General features: G+C 67.9%; 17 protein-coding genes. 10 read left to right on the forward strand and 7 right to left on the reverse strand.

Translation table 11 applies throughout. From position 1 onward, the window contains the following. The first annotated feature begins 168 nt into the window (after nucleotides 1–168). Together E0W60_RS11040 and E0W60_RS11045 are read left to right on the forward strand one after the other, a co-directional pair. On the forward strand, nucleotides 169–1722 hold the full coding sequence (locus E0W60_RS11040) for an MDR family MFS transporter (protein WP_135704085.1): 1554 nt from the start codon (nucleotides 169–171) through the stop codon (nucleotides 1720–1722). An 81-nt stretch (nucleotides 1723–1803) separates the two neighbouring features. Further along, nucleotides 1804–2427 (forward strand): glutathione peroxidase, encoded by a 624-nt coding sequence (locus E0W60_RS11045; protein WP_135704087.1) that lies wholly within the window; start codon nucleotides 1804–1806, stop codon nucleotides 2425–2427. 33 nt (nucleotides 2428–2460) lie between these two features. Here the strand turns inward: E0W60_RS11045 and gstA are convergent, their stop codons facing one another. The 3 genes from gstA to E0W60_RS11060 all read right to left on the reverse strand — a co-directional run bounded on the left by gstA (nucleotide 2461) and on the right by E0W60_RS11060 (nucleotide 5373). Continuing rightward, nucleotides 2461–3087 (reverse strand): glutathione transferase GstA, encoded by a 627-nt coding sequence (gene gstA / locus E0W60_RS11050; protein ID WP_133096675.1) that lies wholly within the window; start codon nucleotides 3085–3087, stop codon nucleotides 2461–2463. Nucleotides 3088–3258: 171 nt separating this feature from the next. Beyond that, a complete protein-coding gene (locus E0W60_RS11055; RefSeq protein ID WP_029047813.1) occupies nucleotides 3259–3987 on the reverse strand; it encodes a maleate cis-trans isomerase family protein in 729 nt (242 codons plus the stop codon). A gap of 87 nt (nucleotides 3988–4074) precedes the next feature. Continuing rightward, entirely contained in the window at nucleotides 4075–5373 is a 1299-nt protein-coding gene (locus E0W60_RS11060) for an MFS transporter (protein WP_133096676.1), read from the reverse strand. Between the two features lie 188 nt (nucleotides 5374–5561). Between E0W60_RS11060 and E0W60_RS11065 the strand changes: the two genes are divergently transcribed. From E0W60_RS11065 to E0W60_RS11075, 3 genes are all read left to right on the forward strand, one after another. After that, a complete protein-coding gene (locus tag E0W60_RS11065) occupies nucleotides 5562–6281 on the forward strand; it encodes a GntR family transcriptional regulator (protein WP_240745916.1) in 720 nt (239 codons plus the stop codon). Nucleotides 6282–6318: 37 nt separating this feature from the next. Further along, nucleotides 6319–7167 (forward strand): fumarylacetoacetate hydrolase family protein, encoded by an 849-nt coding sequence (locus E0W60_RS11070; protein ID WP_135704089.1) that lies wholly within the window; start codon nucleotides 6319–6321, stop codon nucleotides 7165–7167. A gap of 294 nt (nucleotides 7168–7461) precedes the next feature. Then, nucleotides 7462–8742 carry a M20 aminoacylase family protein gene (locus tag E0W60_RS11075; RefSeq protein WP_135704091.1) on the forward strand — a complete coding sequence of 427 codons (1281 nt, stop codon included), beginning with the start codon at nucleotides 7462–7464 and terminating at the stop codon, nucleotides 8740–8742. Here the strand turns inward: E0W60_RS11075 and E0W60_RS11080 are convergent. Next, a complete protein-coding gene (locus E0W60_RS11080) occupies nucleotides 8699–9580 on the reverse strand; it encodes an AraC family transcriptional regulator (RefSeq protein ID WP_135704093.1) in 882 nt (293 codons plus the stop codon). The two genes, E0W60_RS11075 and E0W60_RS11080, sit on opposite strands and share 44 nt — an antisense overlap. 124 nt (nucleotides 9581–9704) lie before the next feature. Here E0W60_RS11080 and E0W60_RS11085 point away from each other — a divergent pair, with 124 nt between their 5' ends. After that, nucleotides 9705–10946, forward strand: a complete 1242-nt coding sequence (locus E0W60_RS11085; RefSeq protein ID WP_167884578.1) for an MFS transporter — start codon at nucleotides 9705–9707, stop codon at nucleotides 10944–10946. Between the two features lie 37 nt (nucleotides 10947–10983). Here the strand turns inward: E0W60_RS11085 and E0W60_RS11090 are convergent, their stop codons facing one another. Further along, on the reverse strand, nucleotides 10984–11544 hold the full coding sequence (locus E0W60_RS11090; RefSeq protein ID WP_135704096.1) for a MarR family winged helix-turn-helix transcriptional regulator: 561 nt from the start codon (nucleotides 11542–11544) through the stop codon (nucleotides 10984–10986). Nucleotides 11545–11631: 87 nt separating this feature from the next. Between E0W60_RS11090 and E0W60_RS11095 the strand changes: the two genes are divergently transcribed. The 3 genes from E0W60_RS11095 to E0W60_RS11105 all read left to right on the forward strand — a co-directional run bounded on the left by E0W60_RS11095 (nucleotide 11632) and on the right by E0W60_RS11105 (nucleotide 14060). Then, a complete protein-coding gene (locus E0W60_RS11095; RefSeq protein ID WP_167884579.1) occupies nucleotides 11632–12573 on the forward strand; it encodes an EamA family transporter in 942 nt (313 codons plus the stop codon). Nucleotides 12574–12631: 58 nt separating this feature from the next. Beyond that, nucleotides 12632–12955 (forward strand): hypothetical protein, encoded by a 324-nt coding sequence (locus tag E0W60_RS11100; RefSeq protein WP_133096701.1) that lies wholly within the window; start codon nucleotides 12632–12634, stop codon nucleotides 12953–12955. 109 nt (nucleotides 12956–13064) lie between these two features. Beyond that, on the forward strand, nucleotides 13065–14060 hold the full coding sequence (locus E0W60_RS11105; RefSeq protein WP_135704098.1) for a Bug family tripartite tricarboxylate transporter substrate binding protein: 996 nt from the start codon (nucleotides 13065–13067) through the stop codon (nucleotides 14058–14060). A 16-nt stretch (nucleotides 14061–14076) separates the two neighbouring features. Here E0W60_RS11105 and E0W60_RS11110 read toward each other — a convergent pair whose 3' ends face one another. Beyond that, nucleotides 14077–14757 (reverse strand): response regulator transcription factor, encoded by a 681-nt coding sequence (locus E0W60_RS11110; protein WP_133096683.1) that lies wholly within the window; start codon nucleotides 14755–14757, stop codon nucleotides 14077–14079. Nucleotides 14758–14959: 202 nt separating this feature from the next. On the opposite strand from E0W60_RS11110, the gene E0W60_RS11115 reads away from it, so the two are divergent. Beyond that, nucleotides 14960–15667: a response regulator transcription factor gene (locus tag E0W60_RS11115; RefSeq protein WP_133096684.1), complete on the forward strand. Its 708-nt coding sequence runs from the start codon at nucleotides 14960–14962 to the stop codon at nucleotides 15665–15667. A gap of 94 nt (nucleotides 15668–15761) precedes the next feature. Here the strand turns inward: E0W60_RS11115 and E0W60_RS11120 are convergent, their stop codons facing one another. Beyond that, nucleotides 15762–16841 (reverse strand): porin, encoded by a 1080-nt coding sequence (locus tag E0W60_RS11120; protein ID WP_135704100.1) that lies wholly within the window; start codon nucleotides 16839–16841, stop codon nucleotides 15762–15764. Nucleotides 16842–17112: the final 271 nt, after the last annotated feature.

The raw sequence follows: 17112 nt of genomic DNA on the forward strand, positions 1-17112 counted from the left end.
CACGGCCTCCCTTAGCGCGATATGCGCCGACCGCATATAATTATGCGGTTACTGAATTACGGTCACTCCGCTGCGGCCTACCGGCCGTTCCTGGCGGACCTTCCGGCCGGCAATTCCCCCTTCCCTGTGGTTTCCCTCGCGGCACTGTGCCGCGTACCCGTGTCTGCAATGTCGTCGTCCGCACCCGCCGCCCAAGCCATTCCAACGCCCGTCCACGACCATCGCGCCATCATGCGCGTCATCGGCGGCATCGTGCTGTGCATCCTGCTGGCGGCGCTGGACCAGACCGTGGTGATTCCGGCGGTGCCGGCCATCGCCAACGACCTCAACGGGTTCGGCCACCTGTCGTGGATCGTGACCGCGTACCTGATCGTGTCGACGGTGACCACGCCGCTGTACGGCAAGCTTTCCGACAGCTTCGGCAGGCGCCGCCTGCTGATGGTGGCGATCACGCTGTTCATCGGCGCCTCGGTGGCGTGCGCGCTGGCGCAGACGCTCGGGCAGCTGATCCTGTTCCGCGCGCTGCAGGGCGTGGGCGGCGGCGGGCTGATGTCGCTGGCGCAGGCGGCCATCGCCGACGTGGTGGCGCCGCGCCAGCGCGGGCGCTACCAGGGTTACCTGGCCACGGTGTGGGCGGTGGCGTCGATCGCGGGGCCGCTGGTGGGCGGCTGGGTGTCGGACTACATGTCGTGGCGCTGGCTGTTCTGGGTCAACGTGCCACTGGGCCTGCTGGCGATGGCGATGTGCCATCGCGGCCTGGCGATGCTGGCGCCGCGCGGCGGTCCGGCGCGCGTGGACTGGCTGGGCGCGCTGCTGCTGGCGGTGGCCATCGTCGCCTTCCTGCTGGCGATGAGCTGGGGTGGCGATGTCTATGACTGGCTCTCGCCTGAGCTGGCCGCCCTGCTGCTCGCCGCGGCAGTGGCGGTGGCGCTGCTGGCGTGGCAGGAGCGCCGCGCGGCCGACCCGATGCTGCCGCCGCGGCTGTTTGCCAACCGCGCCTATGTGATGGGGGTGGCGGCGTCGGCGCTGTCGGCGCTCAACATCTTCCTGTGCATCTTTGCGTTGCCGCTGCACTTCCAGCTGGTGCGCGGTGCCGATGCTTCGACTTCCGGCCTGCTGGTGATGCCGTTCCTGCTGGCAACGGTGGCGGGCAACTTTATCGTGGCATGGGTGGCGCCGCGCGTAGGCCGCATGCGCGGCATCCTGACGGCGGGCTATGTCGCCGGTGCGCTCGGCCTGATCGTGCTGGCGCTGGTGACGCCGGCGGTGCCGCTGGCTGTCGTGCTGATGGCGATGACGCTGGCCGGCGTGGGCCTGGGCATCACCATGGTGGCCACGCTGATGAGCGTGCAGAACGTGCTGGAGCGCCGCGATACCGGCGCCGGCACCGGCGCGCTGCTGGTGCTGCGCTCGCTCGGCAGCGCGCTGGGCGGGGCGCTGGCGGGCACGCTGCTGACGCTGGAATTCCGCCATGCGCTGGCGGCCTCGGGCGTGAAGCAGGCGCTCGACCTGGGCGCGCTGCGCCATGGCAGCGAAGCGCTGGCGCAGCTGTCGCCGGCGGTGCGGCACGTGCTGGCGGACGGTGTCGAGTCGGGCTTCCACCTGATCTTTGCCGCCGGCGCGGCCGCATCGGTGCTGGCGCTGCTGGTCGTGCGCAGCATGCCGGACCTTGAGCTGCGCAGCAGCGTCACCGAGCACGCGGCCACGCTGGCGATGGACTGAAGCGGCGGCGGCAGCGGGCCCGCCATCGGCGTAGACTACGCGTACCCGATACAGCGAGCCGACCCCTGGAGCCCCGCCGCCATGTTCCGTCGTTCCGTGATTTCCCGCCCCCTCGCCCTCGCCTTCGCCGCCGTGGCGCTCGCCGCGTCGGCACTGGTGCCCTCGCCTGCTCGCGCCGCCGAGAAGTCCGCAGCGCCCGCTGTGGCGACGCAGGCGGGCGCTTGCCCCGCATCGCTCAACTTCACCTTCCCGCGCCTGCAGGACGAAGCGCCGCAGAACCTGTGCCAGTACGCCGGCAAGGTGGTGCTGGTGGTCAACACGGCAAGCTATTGCGGCTTCACGCCGCAATACGAAGGGCTTGAGGCGCTGCACGCCAAATACAACTCGCGCGGGCTGGTGGTGCTGGGATTCCCGTCCAACGATTTCTCGCAGGAGCCGGGCTCGGAGAAGCAGATCGCCGACTTCTGCTACAACACCTACGGCGTCAAGTTCCCGATGCTGGGCAAGTCGCACGTGCGCGGCAGCGACGCCAACCCGATGTACGCGCTGCTTGCCAGACAGACCGGCACCGCGCCCAAGTGGAACTTCTACAAGTACCTGATCGGCCGCGACGGCAAGGTGGTGGCCAGCTACGACAGCCGCACCAGGCCCGACGACAAGGAACTGGTGGCGAAGATCGAATCGCTGCTCGGCGCGCAGCGCTGAGCGGCGCCCTCCCCGCACCACCTCCGCGCCAGCTCAGTCGCGCACCAGCCCTTCCGCGCGCATTGCTTCCTGTACCGCGGGCCGTGCGGCCACACGTGACAGGTATTCCTGCAGCGACGGGTAGGCGGTCAGCGGCATCATCAGCATGCGCGCCCAGCCAAGGATGGTGAAGCAGTACGCATCGGCCACGGTGTAGCGGTCGCCCATCAGGTATTGGCGGGTTTGCAGGTGGCGGTCGAGTTCGGCGAAGCGCGCCTGCAGCTTTGCCTTGCATGCCTGCTGCGTGCTTGCCGCGGTTTCCTTGTGCCACAGCCACGGGCTGAACACCTTGTGCAGTTCGGTGGAGACCAGGGTCAGCCAGCCGGTGGCTTCCAGCCGCTCGCGCGTGCCGGCGGCGGGCAGCAGGCCGCGTTCGGGCACCAGATCGGCGATGTACTGCAGCAACGATGCCACTTCGGTATGGCGCGAGCCGTCGACCAGCTGCAGCAGCGGCACATAGCCGCGCGGGTTGATGGCGTAGTAGTCGTCGCTGCCGTTCTCGGGCTGTGCCAGCTTGTGGTGTTGCAGGTCGACCTGGGCCAGCGTGACGGGGAGGCCGGCTTCGCGCAGCGCGATGTGGACGGACATCGAGCATGCGCCGGGGGAGTAGTAGAGCTTCATCGCGATCCTGTTTGGGGTGGGCTGGCCGCCACGCCATTGTGGGGCCGTGGGAGCAGTCTAGGATCGCGGATTCGGTGCGGCAATGCGCGGGCGTGCGGAGGGGGATTGCAGATTTGCACAGCCCGCGTGCGTCGATGGCGCGACTGGATCGCGCCATCGTGGCTCAGGCAATCACTCCACTTCGCGGAACAGCCGGCCCCACCCTTTCAGCTCGCGCGTATCCACGCCGCACAGCCGCAGCGATTTCCACACCACGGTAGAAATGGTGTCGTACAGCGGGATCCCCGTCTCGGCTTCAAGCTCCTCGGCCAGGTGCGCCGCACGCAGGTTGGTGCAGAACGTGGTGATTGCCTGCGGCCCATGCTGCGCGAGGCCGCGCACCATCTCGCGGATGGTGTCGGCTTCGACTTCGGCAAAGCTGTAGTTCACGTGCAGGTCGAGGTGGCTTTCCGCCACGCAGTGAAAGCCGCTGCGTTCGTAGTTGGCGATGATGCGCTGCTGCACGTCGTCCAGGTACGGCGTGGCCAGGCCGAAGTTGCGCGCACCGGTCTTTTCCAGGATCTCGTTGAGCGCCAGCACCGAGGTAGTGGCCGGGATGCCGGTCGCCTCGGTGATCTGCCTGCACAGCGCTTCATCCTTGTCGAAGCCGAGCCAGCCGGACGAGGTGCCGTTCCAGGCGATGACGTCGACGCGCGCATCGGCCAGCAGGCTGGCGGCGGCCAGGATCTTGTCGAGGTTGAACTGCCCCAGCGCCTGGTCGCGCAGCGAGATCTCGGTCACGGTGAAGCGCGAGAAGTGCGCGCTGACATTGGGCAGGCCGGCAACCATCGCGCTGGTGATGGGCTCGAGCGCCGTGTTGGAAGACGGCGTGAGCATGCCGAGTCGGATTTGCTTGGTCATGTTGTGTTCAGGAGTAAACGTGGGGGCTGGGACGTTGCCGGCCCCCTGCTTGTCTTGGAATTTGGTGATCGCAGCGATCCGCGCGGATCAGACCGGAATCTTGGTCTCGTAGTCGATGGCGGTCGAGGCCAGCAGCAGGCCAACGCCGGCAGCAGCGAAGAACATCAGCGCCAGGAAGTACGAGCCGGTGAACTGCACGATCATGCCGACGATGATGGGCACGGTGATGCCGCCGATATTGCCGCCCAGGTTCATCACGCCGCCCAGGAAGCCGACCTTGTTGCGGGTGCCGAGCATCGACGGAACGCACCAGAACAGGCCGCACCAGCGCAGGAAGAACAGCGTGGACGACAGCAGCACCACCACGATGATCGGGTCGCTGACATATGCCACCGAGAAGATCGAGGCCGTGGCCACCACCGCGGCGATGCCGAACAGCGTGCGCATCACCACGTTGGGACGGCCGCCCGCCTCTTTCCACTTGTCGGCGATCCAGCCGCCGACCAGTTCGCCGATAAAGCCGCTGAAGAAGATGATGAAGCTGGCGCCGCCCATCTGCTTGATGTCGAAGCCGTGCACCTTGTTCAGGTAGTTGGGCATCCAGGTCAGCAGGCCGTAGAACACGGTGTTGAAGCACATCCAGCCAGCGGCCATGCACCACACCGAGCGGTACTTGAAGAAATCCATGGAGCGGCCCGACAGGTTGGCCGGCTCGGCGCGGTGCTCGCTGGCCTGCGCTTCTTCGATATAGCGCGCTTCCATCTCGTTCACGCCGCGGTGCTCGCGCGGGGAATTGCGCACGTAATACCAGGCCATGAAGCCGGCCAGCACGGTGCCCACGCCGGCCACGATAAAGGCCAGCCGCCACGAGCCCAGCGAGGCGATCAGCCACGTGATGATGATCGCGCCCAGGGCCGCGCCCAGCGGTGCGCCGCCGTCAAGCAGCGTGGCGCCGCGGCCGCGTTCGTTCTGCGTCATCCAGATGGCGTTGAGCTTGCCGCCGGCCGGGTAGATCGGCGCTTCGGCGGCGCCAAGGCCGAGCCGCGTCAGCATCAGCGACATGGCATTGGTGGTGAACGCCGCGATGGTCTGGGCCAGTCCCCAGAACACGGTGGCGCAGGCGATCACGATGCGCGGCTTGTACTTGTCGGCCAGCATGCCGCCCGGCACCTGCATCAGCGCGTAGGTCCAGAAGAACGAACTGAGGATCAGGCCCTGCATGGTGGGACTGAGGTCGAACTCCTTCGCGATCAGCGGCATGGCCACCGAAAGCGAGGCGCGATCGATGTAGTTGATCGCGATGAGAAACAGCATCATCAAAAAAATCTTCCAGCGCACGGAGGTCTTGGCCTCCGTCAACACCGTCGCCTGGCTTGTCGTTTGCATGGCGGCGTCTCCTTGTCTCGGTCCTTTGGGTGGGCAGTTTTAATGGGTGTCGCGCAACAGGCCGGAGTATAGGATACGTAATCTGTAATTACAACGCTTGTAAGTTATTGATTTTACGATGTTGCGAATGCACAATTTTGGTATGTGATAGCCTTCTCGTGGTGCATTTCCCCATTCTGGTGACGTCTGTGACACAAACGCTTTCCCCTACCACGCGCCTGCGCACGCTCGGCATGTCCGCCGGCATCGCTGCCCGGCTGCGCACCATGATCGAAGAGGGCGAGTTGCCGCCCGGCGCCCGCATCGACGAGCGCGCCTTCTGCGAGACCTTCGACGTCTCCAAGACGCCGCTGCGCGAGGCGCTCAAGGTGCTGGTCTCCGAGGGACTGGTGCTGCACCGGCAATACATCGGCTACCGCGTGGCGCCGCTGGACCTGGAGGAGTTGCGCGCCACCTTCGAGACCCTGCACGGGCTCGAGGCGCTGGCCGGCGAACTGGCGGCGCGGCGGCTGGGCGACGCCGCCATGGCGAAGCTGGAGCGGCGCCACCAGGCCATGATCGACGCGCATGCCGCGGGGCGGCGCACCGACTATTTCCGCATCAACCAGGAAATCCACCAGCTCATCATCGACGGCGCCGCCAACCCGGTGCTGGCCGGCGTCTACGCCACGCTGATGAGCAAGGTCCACCGCGCGCGCGGCGCCGCCAATGCCGACATCCTGCGCTGGCAGGAGTCGCATGAGGAACATGAAGAAATCATGGCCGCGCTGCGCGAGCCCGGCAGGCCGCGCCTGGCGCAGGTGCTGCGCCGGCATTCGGAGAACACCGCGACCGAGGTACTCGCCGTGGTGGCGGCTTCGCTGGGCGAAGCCGGTGCGCGCGCCCCCGGCCTGAAGCAGTCCGCATGAATCATCCCTAATCCAATCCCTGACGAAAGCAACGACGATGAAACTGGTTCGAGTAGGCAATCCCGGCGCCGAGCGCCCTGGCGTGATCGATGCAGACGGCCGCGTGCGCGACCTGAGCGGCGTGGTGGGCGAGATCGGCCCGGGCGAGCTGGCGCCCGCGGCGCTGGCGCGGCTGGCGCAGGTGGACGTGGCAGCGCTGCCCGTGCTCGAGGGCGCGCGCTTTGGCGTGCCCTGGACGGGTATCGGCAAGATCGTGGCGATTGGCCTGAACTATGCCGATCACGCCGCCGAGGCTGGCATGCCGCTGCCGGCGGAGCCGATCGTGTTCCTGAAGGCCAACAGCTCGCTCAACGGCCCGGACGACGATGTGATGCTGCCGTTCGGCTCGGAGAAGTCCGACTGGGAGGTCGAGCTCGGCGTGGTGATCGGCACCGTCGCGCGCAATGTCTCGCGCGAAGAGGCGCTGAACCACGTGGCCGGCTACTGCGTGGTCAACGACGTGTCCGAGCGCGAGTTCCAGATCGAGCGTGGCGGCACCTGGGACAAGGGCAAGGGCTGCGACACCTTCTGCCCGGCCGGACCGTGGCTGGTGACGCGCGATGAAGTGGCCGATCCGCAGGCGCTGGGCCTGTGGCTGGAGGTCAACGGCGAGCGCGTGCAGCGGGGCAGCACCGCGACCATGGTCTTCGACGTGGCCACGGTGGTCAGCTATGTCAGCCGCTTCATGACGCTGCTGCCAGGCGACCTGATCGCGACCGGCACGCCGCCGGGCGTGGGCATGGGCTTCAAGCCGCCGCGCTTCCTGAAGGCGGGTGACACCATGCGCCTGGGCGTGGAAGGGCTCGGCGTGCAGAGCCAGCGCGTGGTCGCCTACGGCGAGCGCTGATCACCCTCCCGGCGCAAGCCGGGCAGGGCGCGGCGTTACCTGGCAAGGTGACGCCGCCGCGCGCGTTGCGCGATGCTGCAACGCAGGTAAAGAGCGCCAGCTTCAATGGTTCCCCGTCGAAACGCTTTCACACAAAGCGTTGGGTTTCCATACAAAGCGTGCCGTGCGCGCAACGGTTCCGGTGACGAAAACGCCCGGATCGCCTCGATTTACCCGAAATCGCACACTTGGCATTTCGCTTGCGTTTTCTGCGTGAAATACTGGTTATACAGGTTTCGCCAGAGAGCAAACGTCATGTCAGAGCACGCCCCCGAGATCGAGTCCTACCTCGGTACCACACTCAAGCGCCGCTACTGCGGGCTGGCCGACACCCTGGACAGCCGCGCCGAACTCGAGGCGATCCGGCGCAACATCCACCAGAATCCCGAGCTTGCCTTTGACGAGGTCCGCACGTCCGGCCTGATCGCCAGCCTGCTGGAAGCGTGGGGCTTCACGGTCACGCGTGGCGTGGGCGGGACCGGCGTGGTCGGGACGCTGCAAAGCGGCGAGGGCACGCGCAGCATCGGCATCCGCGCCGACATGGACGCGCTGCCGATCCACGAGCGCACGGGGCTGCCTTACGCGAGCGTCAATCAGGGCCGCATGCATGCCTGCGGCCACGACGGCCACACCGCGATCCTGCTCGGTGCGGCACGGCAGCTGGCGCGTACGCGCAACTTCGACGGCACCGTGCACCTGATCTTCCAGCCGGCCGAGGAAATCGGCGCGGGCGGCGGCGCCGAGCGCATGCTGGCTGATGGCCTGTTCGAGCGCTTCCCGTGCGACGCGATCTTCGGCCTGCACAATCATCCGGGCGTGGAGCAGGGCAACTTCCTGTTCCGCGCGGGCCCGTTCATGGCGGCGTGCGACACGGTCACCATCACCATCCGCGGCAAGGGCGGCCACGCGGCGCGCCCGCACCAGTCGGTCGATCCGATCCTGGTGGCCGGCAGCCTGGTGATGGCGCTGCAGTCGGTGGTGTCGCGCTTCGTGGATCCGAACGAGGCCGCGGTGGTGAGCATCGGCACGCTGCACGCCGGCCACGCACCCAATGTGATCCCGGACAGCGCGCGCATGGAAATCAGCGTTCGGTCCTTCAGCCCCGATGTGCGCGCGTCGCTGGAAAACCGCATCCGCCAGCTGGCGCTCTCGCAGGCCGAGGGCTATGGCGCCGTGGCGGAAGTCGACTACGTGCGCGGCTATCCGGTGCTGGTGAACAGCGAGCGCGAGACCGAGTTCGCGCGGCAGGTGGCCGAGGAACTGGTCGGCGCCGACAAGGTGGTGCCGCAGGCTGCGCGCATCACGGGCAGCGAGGACTTTGCGTATTACCTGCAGCAGCGTCCGGGCTGCTTCGTGCGGCTGGGCAATGGGGCCAGCCAGCCGCTGCTGCATAACGCGGGCTACGACTTCAACGACGAGAACCTGACGGTGGGCGCGGCGTACTGGACGCGCCTGGTGGAGCGGTATCTGGGGCGCGACGGGGCGCCGCGCTTCAGCGGAAGAACGCGCTCGGCGGCACGCCGAACTGCCGCCTGAACATCGTCGCGAAGGCGCTGGGGCTGTCGTAGCCCAGGTCCAGCGCCACGTCGACCACCTTGCTGCCCGCGGCCAGCTTTTCCAGCGCCGCCAGCAGCCGCGCCTGCTGGCGCCATTGCCCGAAGGTCATGCCGGTCTCGCGCGCAAAGCGGCGCTGGATGGTCTTGGGATCCACGCCCAGCTTTTCGCCCCAGTCCGCCAGGGTCAGCGCGATGTCGGGCGTTTGCACGATCGCGTCGCAGATCTGGCGCAGGCCTGCGTCAGCCGGGCGCGGCAGGTGCAGCGGCAGCGATGGCACCAGCAGGACTTCATCGAGCAGCAGCCGCATCAGGCGCGCATCGCGCGTATCCGGTTCATAGGGCAGGGGGATGTCGATCGCGGCCAGGATCAGCTCGCGCAGCAGCGGTGAGATGCCGAGCACGGTGCAGCGCTGCGGCAGGCCCGGCGCGGCATCCGGGCGGATATAAGCGGTGCGCATCTGCACGTGGCCGACCATGCGGATCCAGTGCATGGTGCCGCCCGGCATCCACATGCCGCGCGTGGGCGGCACGATCCACTGGCCTTCCTCGGTGGCTACCACCATCACACCGTGCACCGCGTGGATCAGCTGCGCGTGCGGGTGCTGGTGCCGCTTGGTCATTTCACCGGGCAGGTAGTCGGCGGCCATGGCGGCAACCGGCATCGGGCTGCGGTCGTAGCGGACGTAGCGCGGGGGACTGCTGTAGGTGTCGTCCGGCGTGGCGGCTGGCGGCACCGGCAAGCCGCGCAGATCGCGGGCCCGCCCGGTTGCGGAACCCGGCGGGGCGGTGTCGTCGGAGGCACGGGGCGCGCGCGGCATGTCCTTTTCTCCAAGGTTGCGGCCCCATTCTCGCAGGACAGGCGCGTGCGTGCCAGCTAGCATCCCGACTCACAGTCCTGGCCAGCGCCCCCGCTGACCGCTTTCCGTTTGTCGAGAGCCGCCAATGAGCACAACCATTGACTCCGCGCCGTCCGGCGCCTCAGCTTCCAGCATCTCCACCACGCCGGCGCAGGCCGAACGCACCGGCTTCCGCGTGCTGTCGGCGATCAGCTTCGCCCACTTCCTCAACGACATGATCCAGTCGTTGATCCTGGCGATCTATCCGATGCTCAAGGGCGGCTTCAACCTGAGCTTCACGCAGATCGGATTGCTGACCATGACGTACCAGGTCACCGCGTCGCTGCTGCAGCCGGTGGTGGGCCTGTACACCGACAAGCATCCCAAGCCGCATTCGCTGGCGGTCGCGATGGCCTTTACGCTGGGCGGCCTGCTGCTGCTGTCGGTGGCGCCGACCTACGGCGTGCTGCTGGTGGCGGCGGCGCTGGTCGGCACCGGCTCGTCGATCTTCCATCCCGAGTCGTCGCGCGTGGCGCGCATGGCGTCGGGTGGCCAGCACGGGCTGGCGCAATCGATCTTCCAGGTCGGCGGCAACGGCGGCAGCGCCATGGGGCCGCTGCTGGCGGCGCTGATCGTGCACCAGCAGGCGAGCCTGGCGTGGTTCTCGCTGGCGGCGCTGGTGGGCATCGTGGTGCTGTGGCGCATCGGCGGGTGGTACGCGCGCCAGCTGGCGCAGGGCGCGCGCAAGCGCAAGGCCGCGGGCGCCGCGGCCAGCCCGGTGCCGACGCGCGTGGTGATGCGGGCGATGCTGGTGCTGATGGTGCTGGTGTTCTCCAAGTATTTCTACATGGCCAGCCTGACCTCGTACTACACCTTCTACCTGATGGAGCGCTTCGGGCTGGCGCAGCAGAACGCCCAGTTGCACCTGTTCCTGTTCCTGTTCGCGGTGGCGGCGGGCACCATCCTGGGCGGGCCGATCGGCGACCGCATCGGGCGCAAGCGCGTGATCTGGGCGTCGATCCTGGGCGTGGCGCCGTTCACGCTGCTGCTGCCGCACGCGGGCCTGTTCTGGACCACGGTACTGACCTTCATCATCGGCTTTATCCTGGCGTCGGCGTTCTCGGCGATCCTGGTGTTCGCGCAGGAGCTGATCCCCGGCAAGGTCGGCATGGTGTCGGGGCTGTTCTTCGGCTTTGCCTTCGGCATGGGCGGCATCGGCGCTGCGGTGCTGGGTGGGATGGCGGATACGTACGGCATCGGCGCGGTCTATGAGTACTGTGCCTACCTGCCGCTGCTGGGGCTGCTGACGGTGTTCCTGCCGGACCTGCGCGAGCGCGCGCACGGCTGACACTCGGCCGGCTCCGGGGCGCCGGGTCAGTCAGGGCTCAGGCGTCGCTGGTCTCGTCGCCGCCAGGAGGCGGTTCGAACTGGCGCAGCCAGCGCCGCAGCAGCGTGGCCAGCTGGGCCCGTTCCGTGGCGCTGAGCGCCGCCACCAGGCGGTGCTCGTTCTCGACGTGCACTGCCACAGCATGATCGATGCGCTCGCGCCCGGCGTCGGTCAGTTCCACCAGCAGGCCGCGCCGGTCGTCCGGGTTGGGGCGGCGTTGCACCAGGCCCGCGCGCTCCAGGTGGTCGAGCCGGTTGGTCATGGTGCCGGACGTGATCATCAGCGAGCCGATCAGCGCGCCCGGCGACAGCGCAAACGGCGGGCCGGAGCGCCGCAGGGTCGCCAGCACATCGAATTCCCACGGCTGCAGCGCCGTTTCCGCCAGCGCGGACTCGATCGACTTGCCGGTATGACGGTTGAGCCGGGCCACGCGGCCGATCAGGCCCATCGGCGAAGCATCCAGGTCAGGGCGTTCACGCGCCCACTGCGCGAGGATGGTGTCGACGTGGTCTGGCGTGTCGTCCGGGATTGCGGGCTGGGGTTTGCGGCGGGCTGGCATTGGTACATTCAGGCAGGAACGTAAGTATCTTGACATCAAACGATCTGCTTCGTAAAGTGGGTTTATATTGATATCAAGAAACTTGATATGAAGACGAATGGTCCGGCCAACGCTGCTGCGTCCGCTGCTGTATCCGCTTCTGCCGGGGCAATTTCCGCGGCTTCAGCGTCCCCCGCAACCGGCCGGCTGCCGCTGCGGGACATCCTCCTCACCGGCCTGGCCCCGGCGATCTGGGGCAGCACCTACCTCGTCACCAGCCAGTGGCTGCCGCCGGGCCAGCCGCTGCTGTCCGGCGTGATCCGCGCGCTGCCGGCCGGGCTGCTGATGCTGGCCTGGGGCCGCACCCTGCCCAAGGGCAGCTGGTGGTGGCGGGCGGCGGTGCTGGGCGTGCTCAATATCGGCTTCTTCCAGGCGATGCTGTTTATCGCGGCGTACCGGTTGCCCGGCGGCGTGGCCGCCACGGTCGGGGCGATCCAGCCGCTGATCGTGGTGGCGCTGGCCTGGGCCTGGCTGGGCGCGCGCCCGCGTACCGCGGCCTGGCTCGCAGGCATGGGCGGGCTGCTGGGGGTGGCGCTGCTGGTGCTGGGGCCGGCGGCACGGCTCGATGCCATTGGCGTGGCCGCGGCGGCCGCGGGTGCGGCATCGATGGCGGTGGGCACCGTGCTGACGCGGCGCTGGCAGCGGCCGCTGTCGCCGCTGGTGCTGACCGCGTGGCAGCTGTGCGCGGGCGGCCTGTTCCTGCTGCCGTTCGCGCTGGCGCTGGAGCCGCTGCCCGGGCATTTCACGCTGGCCAACTGGCTGGGCTACGCCTGGCTGAGCATCATCGGCGCGGGCGTGACCTATGCGCTGTGGTTCCGCGGGGTGGGACGCATGCCGTCGTCGGCGGTTTCGGCGCTGGGCCTGCTGAGCCCGGTCAGCGCCACCGTGCTTGGCTTCGTGGTGCTGGGGCAGGCGCTGACCGCGGTGCAGGCGGTGGGGGCGTTGCTGGTGCTGGCGAGTGTCTGGCTGGGGCAGCGCGCGGCAAACTGAGTGCATGGGCATCGCCGCAGCCGCCGCGGACTGCTGCCGGCCTGCGTTTTGCGGCATCATGGCGGGCATGAAGTCCGCCGTGCCCACCATGCCCCCGCTCGCCCCGCCTTCTCCGGTCACCTCCGCGCCTGTCACGACGCCGCCCAACGCCACGCCGGCCTGCGAGCGCTGCCTGGAACTGGCCGCCGACCCACGCCGGCGCGAGCCGCCTGCCTGCCTGGCGCTGCGCAATACCGCGCCGCTGGTGAGCCAGAGTGCCGCGGGCGTGCCGTTCAGCATGCTGACCTTTGCCTGCCGCGACTGCGGCACGGTCTGGCGCCTCTATGACCGCGCCAACGAGCTCTTTGTCTCCTGGGTGCCGGAACGCCCGCTGGTGCGCTAGGCACCGTTGAGCGCGCAACCGATCGGCTAAGATAGCGGCTGTCGCGCGCCGGCTGGCGCCCTGCCCGGCGAAGGCGCGCTCCGGATCCTCTCCCCGTATTCCCGACACCATGGCCTTCCCCTTCCGCCCGACCCTGCTGGCAGCCACCGTTGCCGCCGGCCTGCTGGCCGCCGCACTCCCCGTCGCCGCCTCCGCTGCCGCAGACAATTACCCCAGCCGCCCGATCCGCCTGATCGTCGCCTATCCCACCGGCGGCATCAGCGACACCGTGGCGCGCGCGCTCGGCGAGCGCCTGTCGGCGCAGATGGGCACCTCGGTGGTGGTCGAGAACAAGGCCGGCGCCGGCGGCAGCATCGGCATCGACGCCGTCGCCAAGGCCGCGCCGGACGGCTACACGCTCGGCTTCGCCTCGACCAGCCCGCTGACGCTGAACCCGCATGTCGGCCACGTCAACTACGACCCGCAGAAGGACGTGGCGCCGGTGATGAGCGTGATGTACTCGCCGGTGCTGGTGATCGCCACCAACGGCTTCAGCGGCAAGGGCTTCGCCGACGTGGTCGGCCAGGCCCGCGCCAAGCCGGGTTCGGTGCGCTGGGCGACCTCGGGGCTGGGCACGGTCGGCCATGTGGTGCTGGAGCAGATCAGGCAGAAGTCGAAGGCCGACATCACGCTGATCCCTTACAAGGGCGCCGGCCAGCAGATGAACGATGCGCTTGGCGGCCAGTTCGAGGTGATGAGCACCAACGCCAGCCCGGCACTGACCCAGCATATGCAGGCCGGCCGCCTGCGCGCACTGGCGGTCGGCGCGCCAAAGCGGCTGGAGAGCCTGCCGCAGGTGCCCACGCTGGCCGAGCTTGGCTATCCCAAGGCCAACCTGACTTCGACCTTCGGCGTGTTCGCGCCGGGCAAGACCCCCGCGGCGATCATCGAGCGCCTGAATGCCGAGCTGAACAAGGCACTGGCCGAACCGGACGTCCACGAGCGCCTGCTCAAGGGCGGCGAAGTGCCCACCGGCGGCACCCCGGCGCAGTTCGCCAGGTCGATCCGCGAGGAGTACGCGGAGAACGCACGCATCGTCAGGGAAGCCGGCATCAAGGCGGACTGACCTGGCGAATGCCGGCTCAGGCGGTATCGAGCCGGCACCCCAGCCCATAGACCGCAGACAGCCGCACACCGTTGTGCGGCCACAGCGACAGCTTGGTGCGCACGCGCGACAGGTGGCTGTCCACCGTGCGCGAGGTCGGCTCGATGTGATACCGCCAGACCTGGTCGACCATGGTCTGGCGCGGCACCACGCAGCCGAGATTGCGGAACAGCAGCACGGCCAGGTCGAATTCCTTCGGCGCCAGCGGCACCGGCCTGCCATGCACCCAGGCACGCCGCTCGGAAGGGGCAAAGCGGAACGCGCCATGCGCCACCTCGCAGGCTTGCGTGGACGGCCGCGCGCGCCGCAGCAGCGCCTGCACGCGCGCGGCCAGCTCGCCCAGCCGCGGCGGCCCCGGCAGGTAGCTGTCGGCGCCCTGCGCAAAGCAGGCCGCGACAAAGTCCTCTTCATTCGAGCCGCCGGTCAGCATCACCGGCAGCTCATGGCCCAGCGAGCGCCGCACCCACGCCAGCACATCCAGCGCCGGGATTCCCGGCGTTTCGCAATCGAGGATCAGCAGGTCGAACGGCTCGGCGTGCAGCGCGCCCAGCAGCGTGCGGCCGCTGAGGTAGCGCCGGCACTGGTGGCCGTCAAGGCGCAGGGCCTGTTCGATGCGGATGGCGAGGGTCGGATCGGCCTGCAGCGAGGCAATCTTCACGGTCGTGGCTCCTCCTGCCGGCGCAATGCCGCCGGCAATGGCGAAGCCATGTTATGGGCGCCTGGCTGAGGCAAGAAGTAAAAGATTGTTGAAAGCCCGAATTGAGGTCTTTCCTATTCGTCCGGCGGGGCACGCGGTCTTAAATGACGCGCTACGACTGCAGCGACTGTGCGCTGCGGGCGAACGTCGCCGGAGACCACACATGGGAAAGAAGATTGCATCGCTAGAGGACGCGCCCGCCGATGCGGCACTGATCCGCCGGATCATCGCCGGCGGCGGGCATGAGTGCGTGACCTTCACCGAAAGTCGCAAGCTGCTGCTGGCGCTGCGTAATGCGTGCTTCGACCTGCTGCTGCTCGACTGGTCGATGCCGGACCTGTCCGGGCGCGAGGTGCTGGCGTGGGTGCGCACGCATCTCGACCGGCGCGTGCCGGTGATGTTCCTCAGCGGGCGCGATGCCGAGCAGGACATCATCAGCGCGCTCGCCGCGGGCGCCGACGACTACATGGTCAAGCCGGTGCGTCCCGCCGAACTGTCGGCCCGTGTGGAATGCCTGCTGCGGCGCGCCTATCCCCCGGTGCAGTCGCCGCACGCCCCGCTGCGGCTGGGCGAATACGCCTTCGACTGCGCCATGCGCACGGCCACCTGCAACGGGCATCCCATCTGCCTGACGCCCAAGGAGTTCGACCTCGCCGTGCTGCTGTTCCGCAACGAGGGCCGCATCGTCACGCGCGACCACATCACCGCCGCGGTCTGGGGGCGCGAGATCTCTTCGCTGTCGCGCACCATCGATACCCATGTGTCGCGCGTGCGCAGCAAGCTCGGCCTGCAGGCGTCGCAGGCGCTGCGGCTGACGCCCGTCTACACGCATGGCTACCGGCTGGAACGGATCGAGCGCGCCGCCGCGTGAGGGAAGCATGAGGGCAGGCACGAGGGCAGCGCACGCCAATGAAAAAAAGGCACCCGAAGGTGCCTTTCGCCAGGGACTGCTGATGGGGTAACGATCAGAAGATGTGGCGGATACCGACGGCAGCGCCGGTCTGGTTGTTGCGGCCCGGCATTTCGGTGATGGTGCCGCCCGAGACCTTGTTGAAGTCCACGGTGCCATAGACCTGGGTGCGCTTCGACAGCGAGTACTCGGCCAGCAGCACGCCGGTGTAGCGGCGGCCGTTGTTGTCGCTCACGCCGTTGACGTTCTCGACGTAGTCGCCGTAGAACACGCCGGTCAGGGCCAGGGCCGGGGTGGCCTGGTAGGTCATGCCGATGTAGCCGATGGTGTCCTTGCGCGGGTTAGCCGCGAAGTTGCCGCCAGCCGGGACCGGGTTGTTCGTCGCGCCGCCGGTGAAGTTCAGCGAAGCGTCGACCGAACCGGTGCGGTCCTGGCCGCCGATGTAGCCCAGGAAGATCTTTGCCGGGCCGATCGAGTACTTACCGGCAGCGCCCCACATTTGCTGCTTCTGGCCGGTGGTGTTGCGCACTTCCTGGTACACGCCGCCGACGGCGAACGGACCGTAGGTGTAAGCGGCACGCGTGCCCCAGTACTGGTTCTGGCTCATGCTGCCCGGCTGCTCGCCGAAGCCGTAGCTGGCGCCAACGTCCAGGCCGCCGAACTTGCCGCCGTAGCTGACGACGTTGTCGTTACGGAAGTTGGTCAGGAAGAACGGCCAGGCGTTGTTGGTGTAGTTGCCGATGGTCAGCGGATCGAAGTCGCCGAAGAAATTAAAGCCTTCGGTGTACTGGCGGCCCAGCTTGATCGTGCCGAAGTCGCCCGACAGGCCCACATAGGCTTGACGGCCGAACAGGCGGCCACCCTGGTTGGCACGGCCGGTGTCCGGATCGAAGCCGTTTTCCAGCTGGAAGATCGCCTTCAGGTTGTTGCCCAGCGCTTCGCTGCCCTTGATACCCCAGCGGCTGTTGGTCACTGCGCCGTTGGTCAGTTCCCACGAGTTGTCGTTGTTGGCGCTCGAGTTCGTCTGGAAGCGGATGCTCTGGTCAACGATACCGTACAGGGTGACGGACGACTGGGCGAATGCCGAACCTGCCAACAGGCTGCCGGCTGCGAGGACGATGGCCGATTTCTTCATGGTGCTCCTTTTCTGTCTTGTACTGTTCTCTGCCGGATCACGGCAGGGAGAAGGTCTACGTTTCGTGTAAACGCCGGCGAAAATTTAACAAAACGTAAGCAGTAAGGACACAAATGTCCGCCAAGCCCGGCTTTCAAGCAGGATTTTGGTGCGAATTCGTTGTCTCGCCGCTACAAATTCCAGTTTTGGTGCGACGCGCAATGCCCCAGGCCGCTTGGGCACTGGGCTGGTGAACTGATGGCGGAGCGCAAAAGACTACAGGCCAGGACGC

This window comes from Cupriavidus oxalaticus (genome assembly GCF_004768545.1).
Lineage (GTDB): Bacteria > Pseudomonadota > Gammaproteobacteria > Burkholderiales > Burkholderiaceae > Cupriavidus > Cupriavidus oxalaticus_A.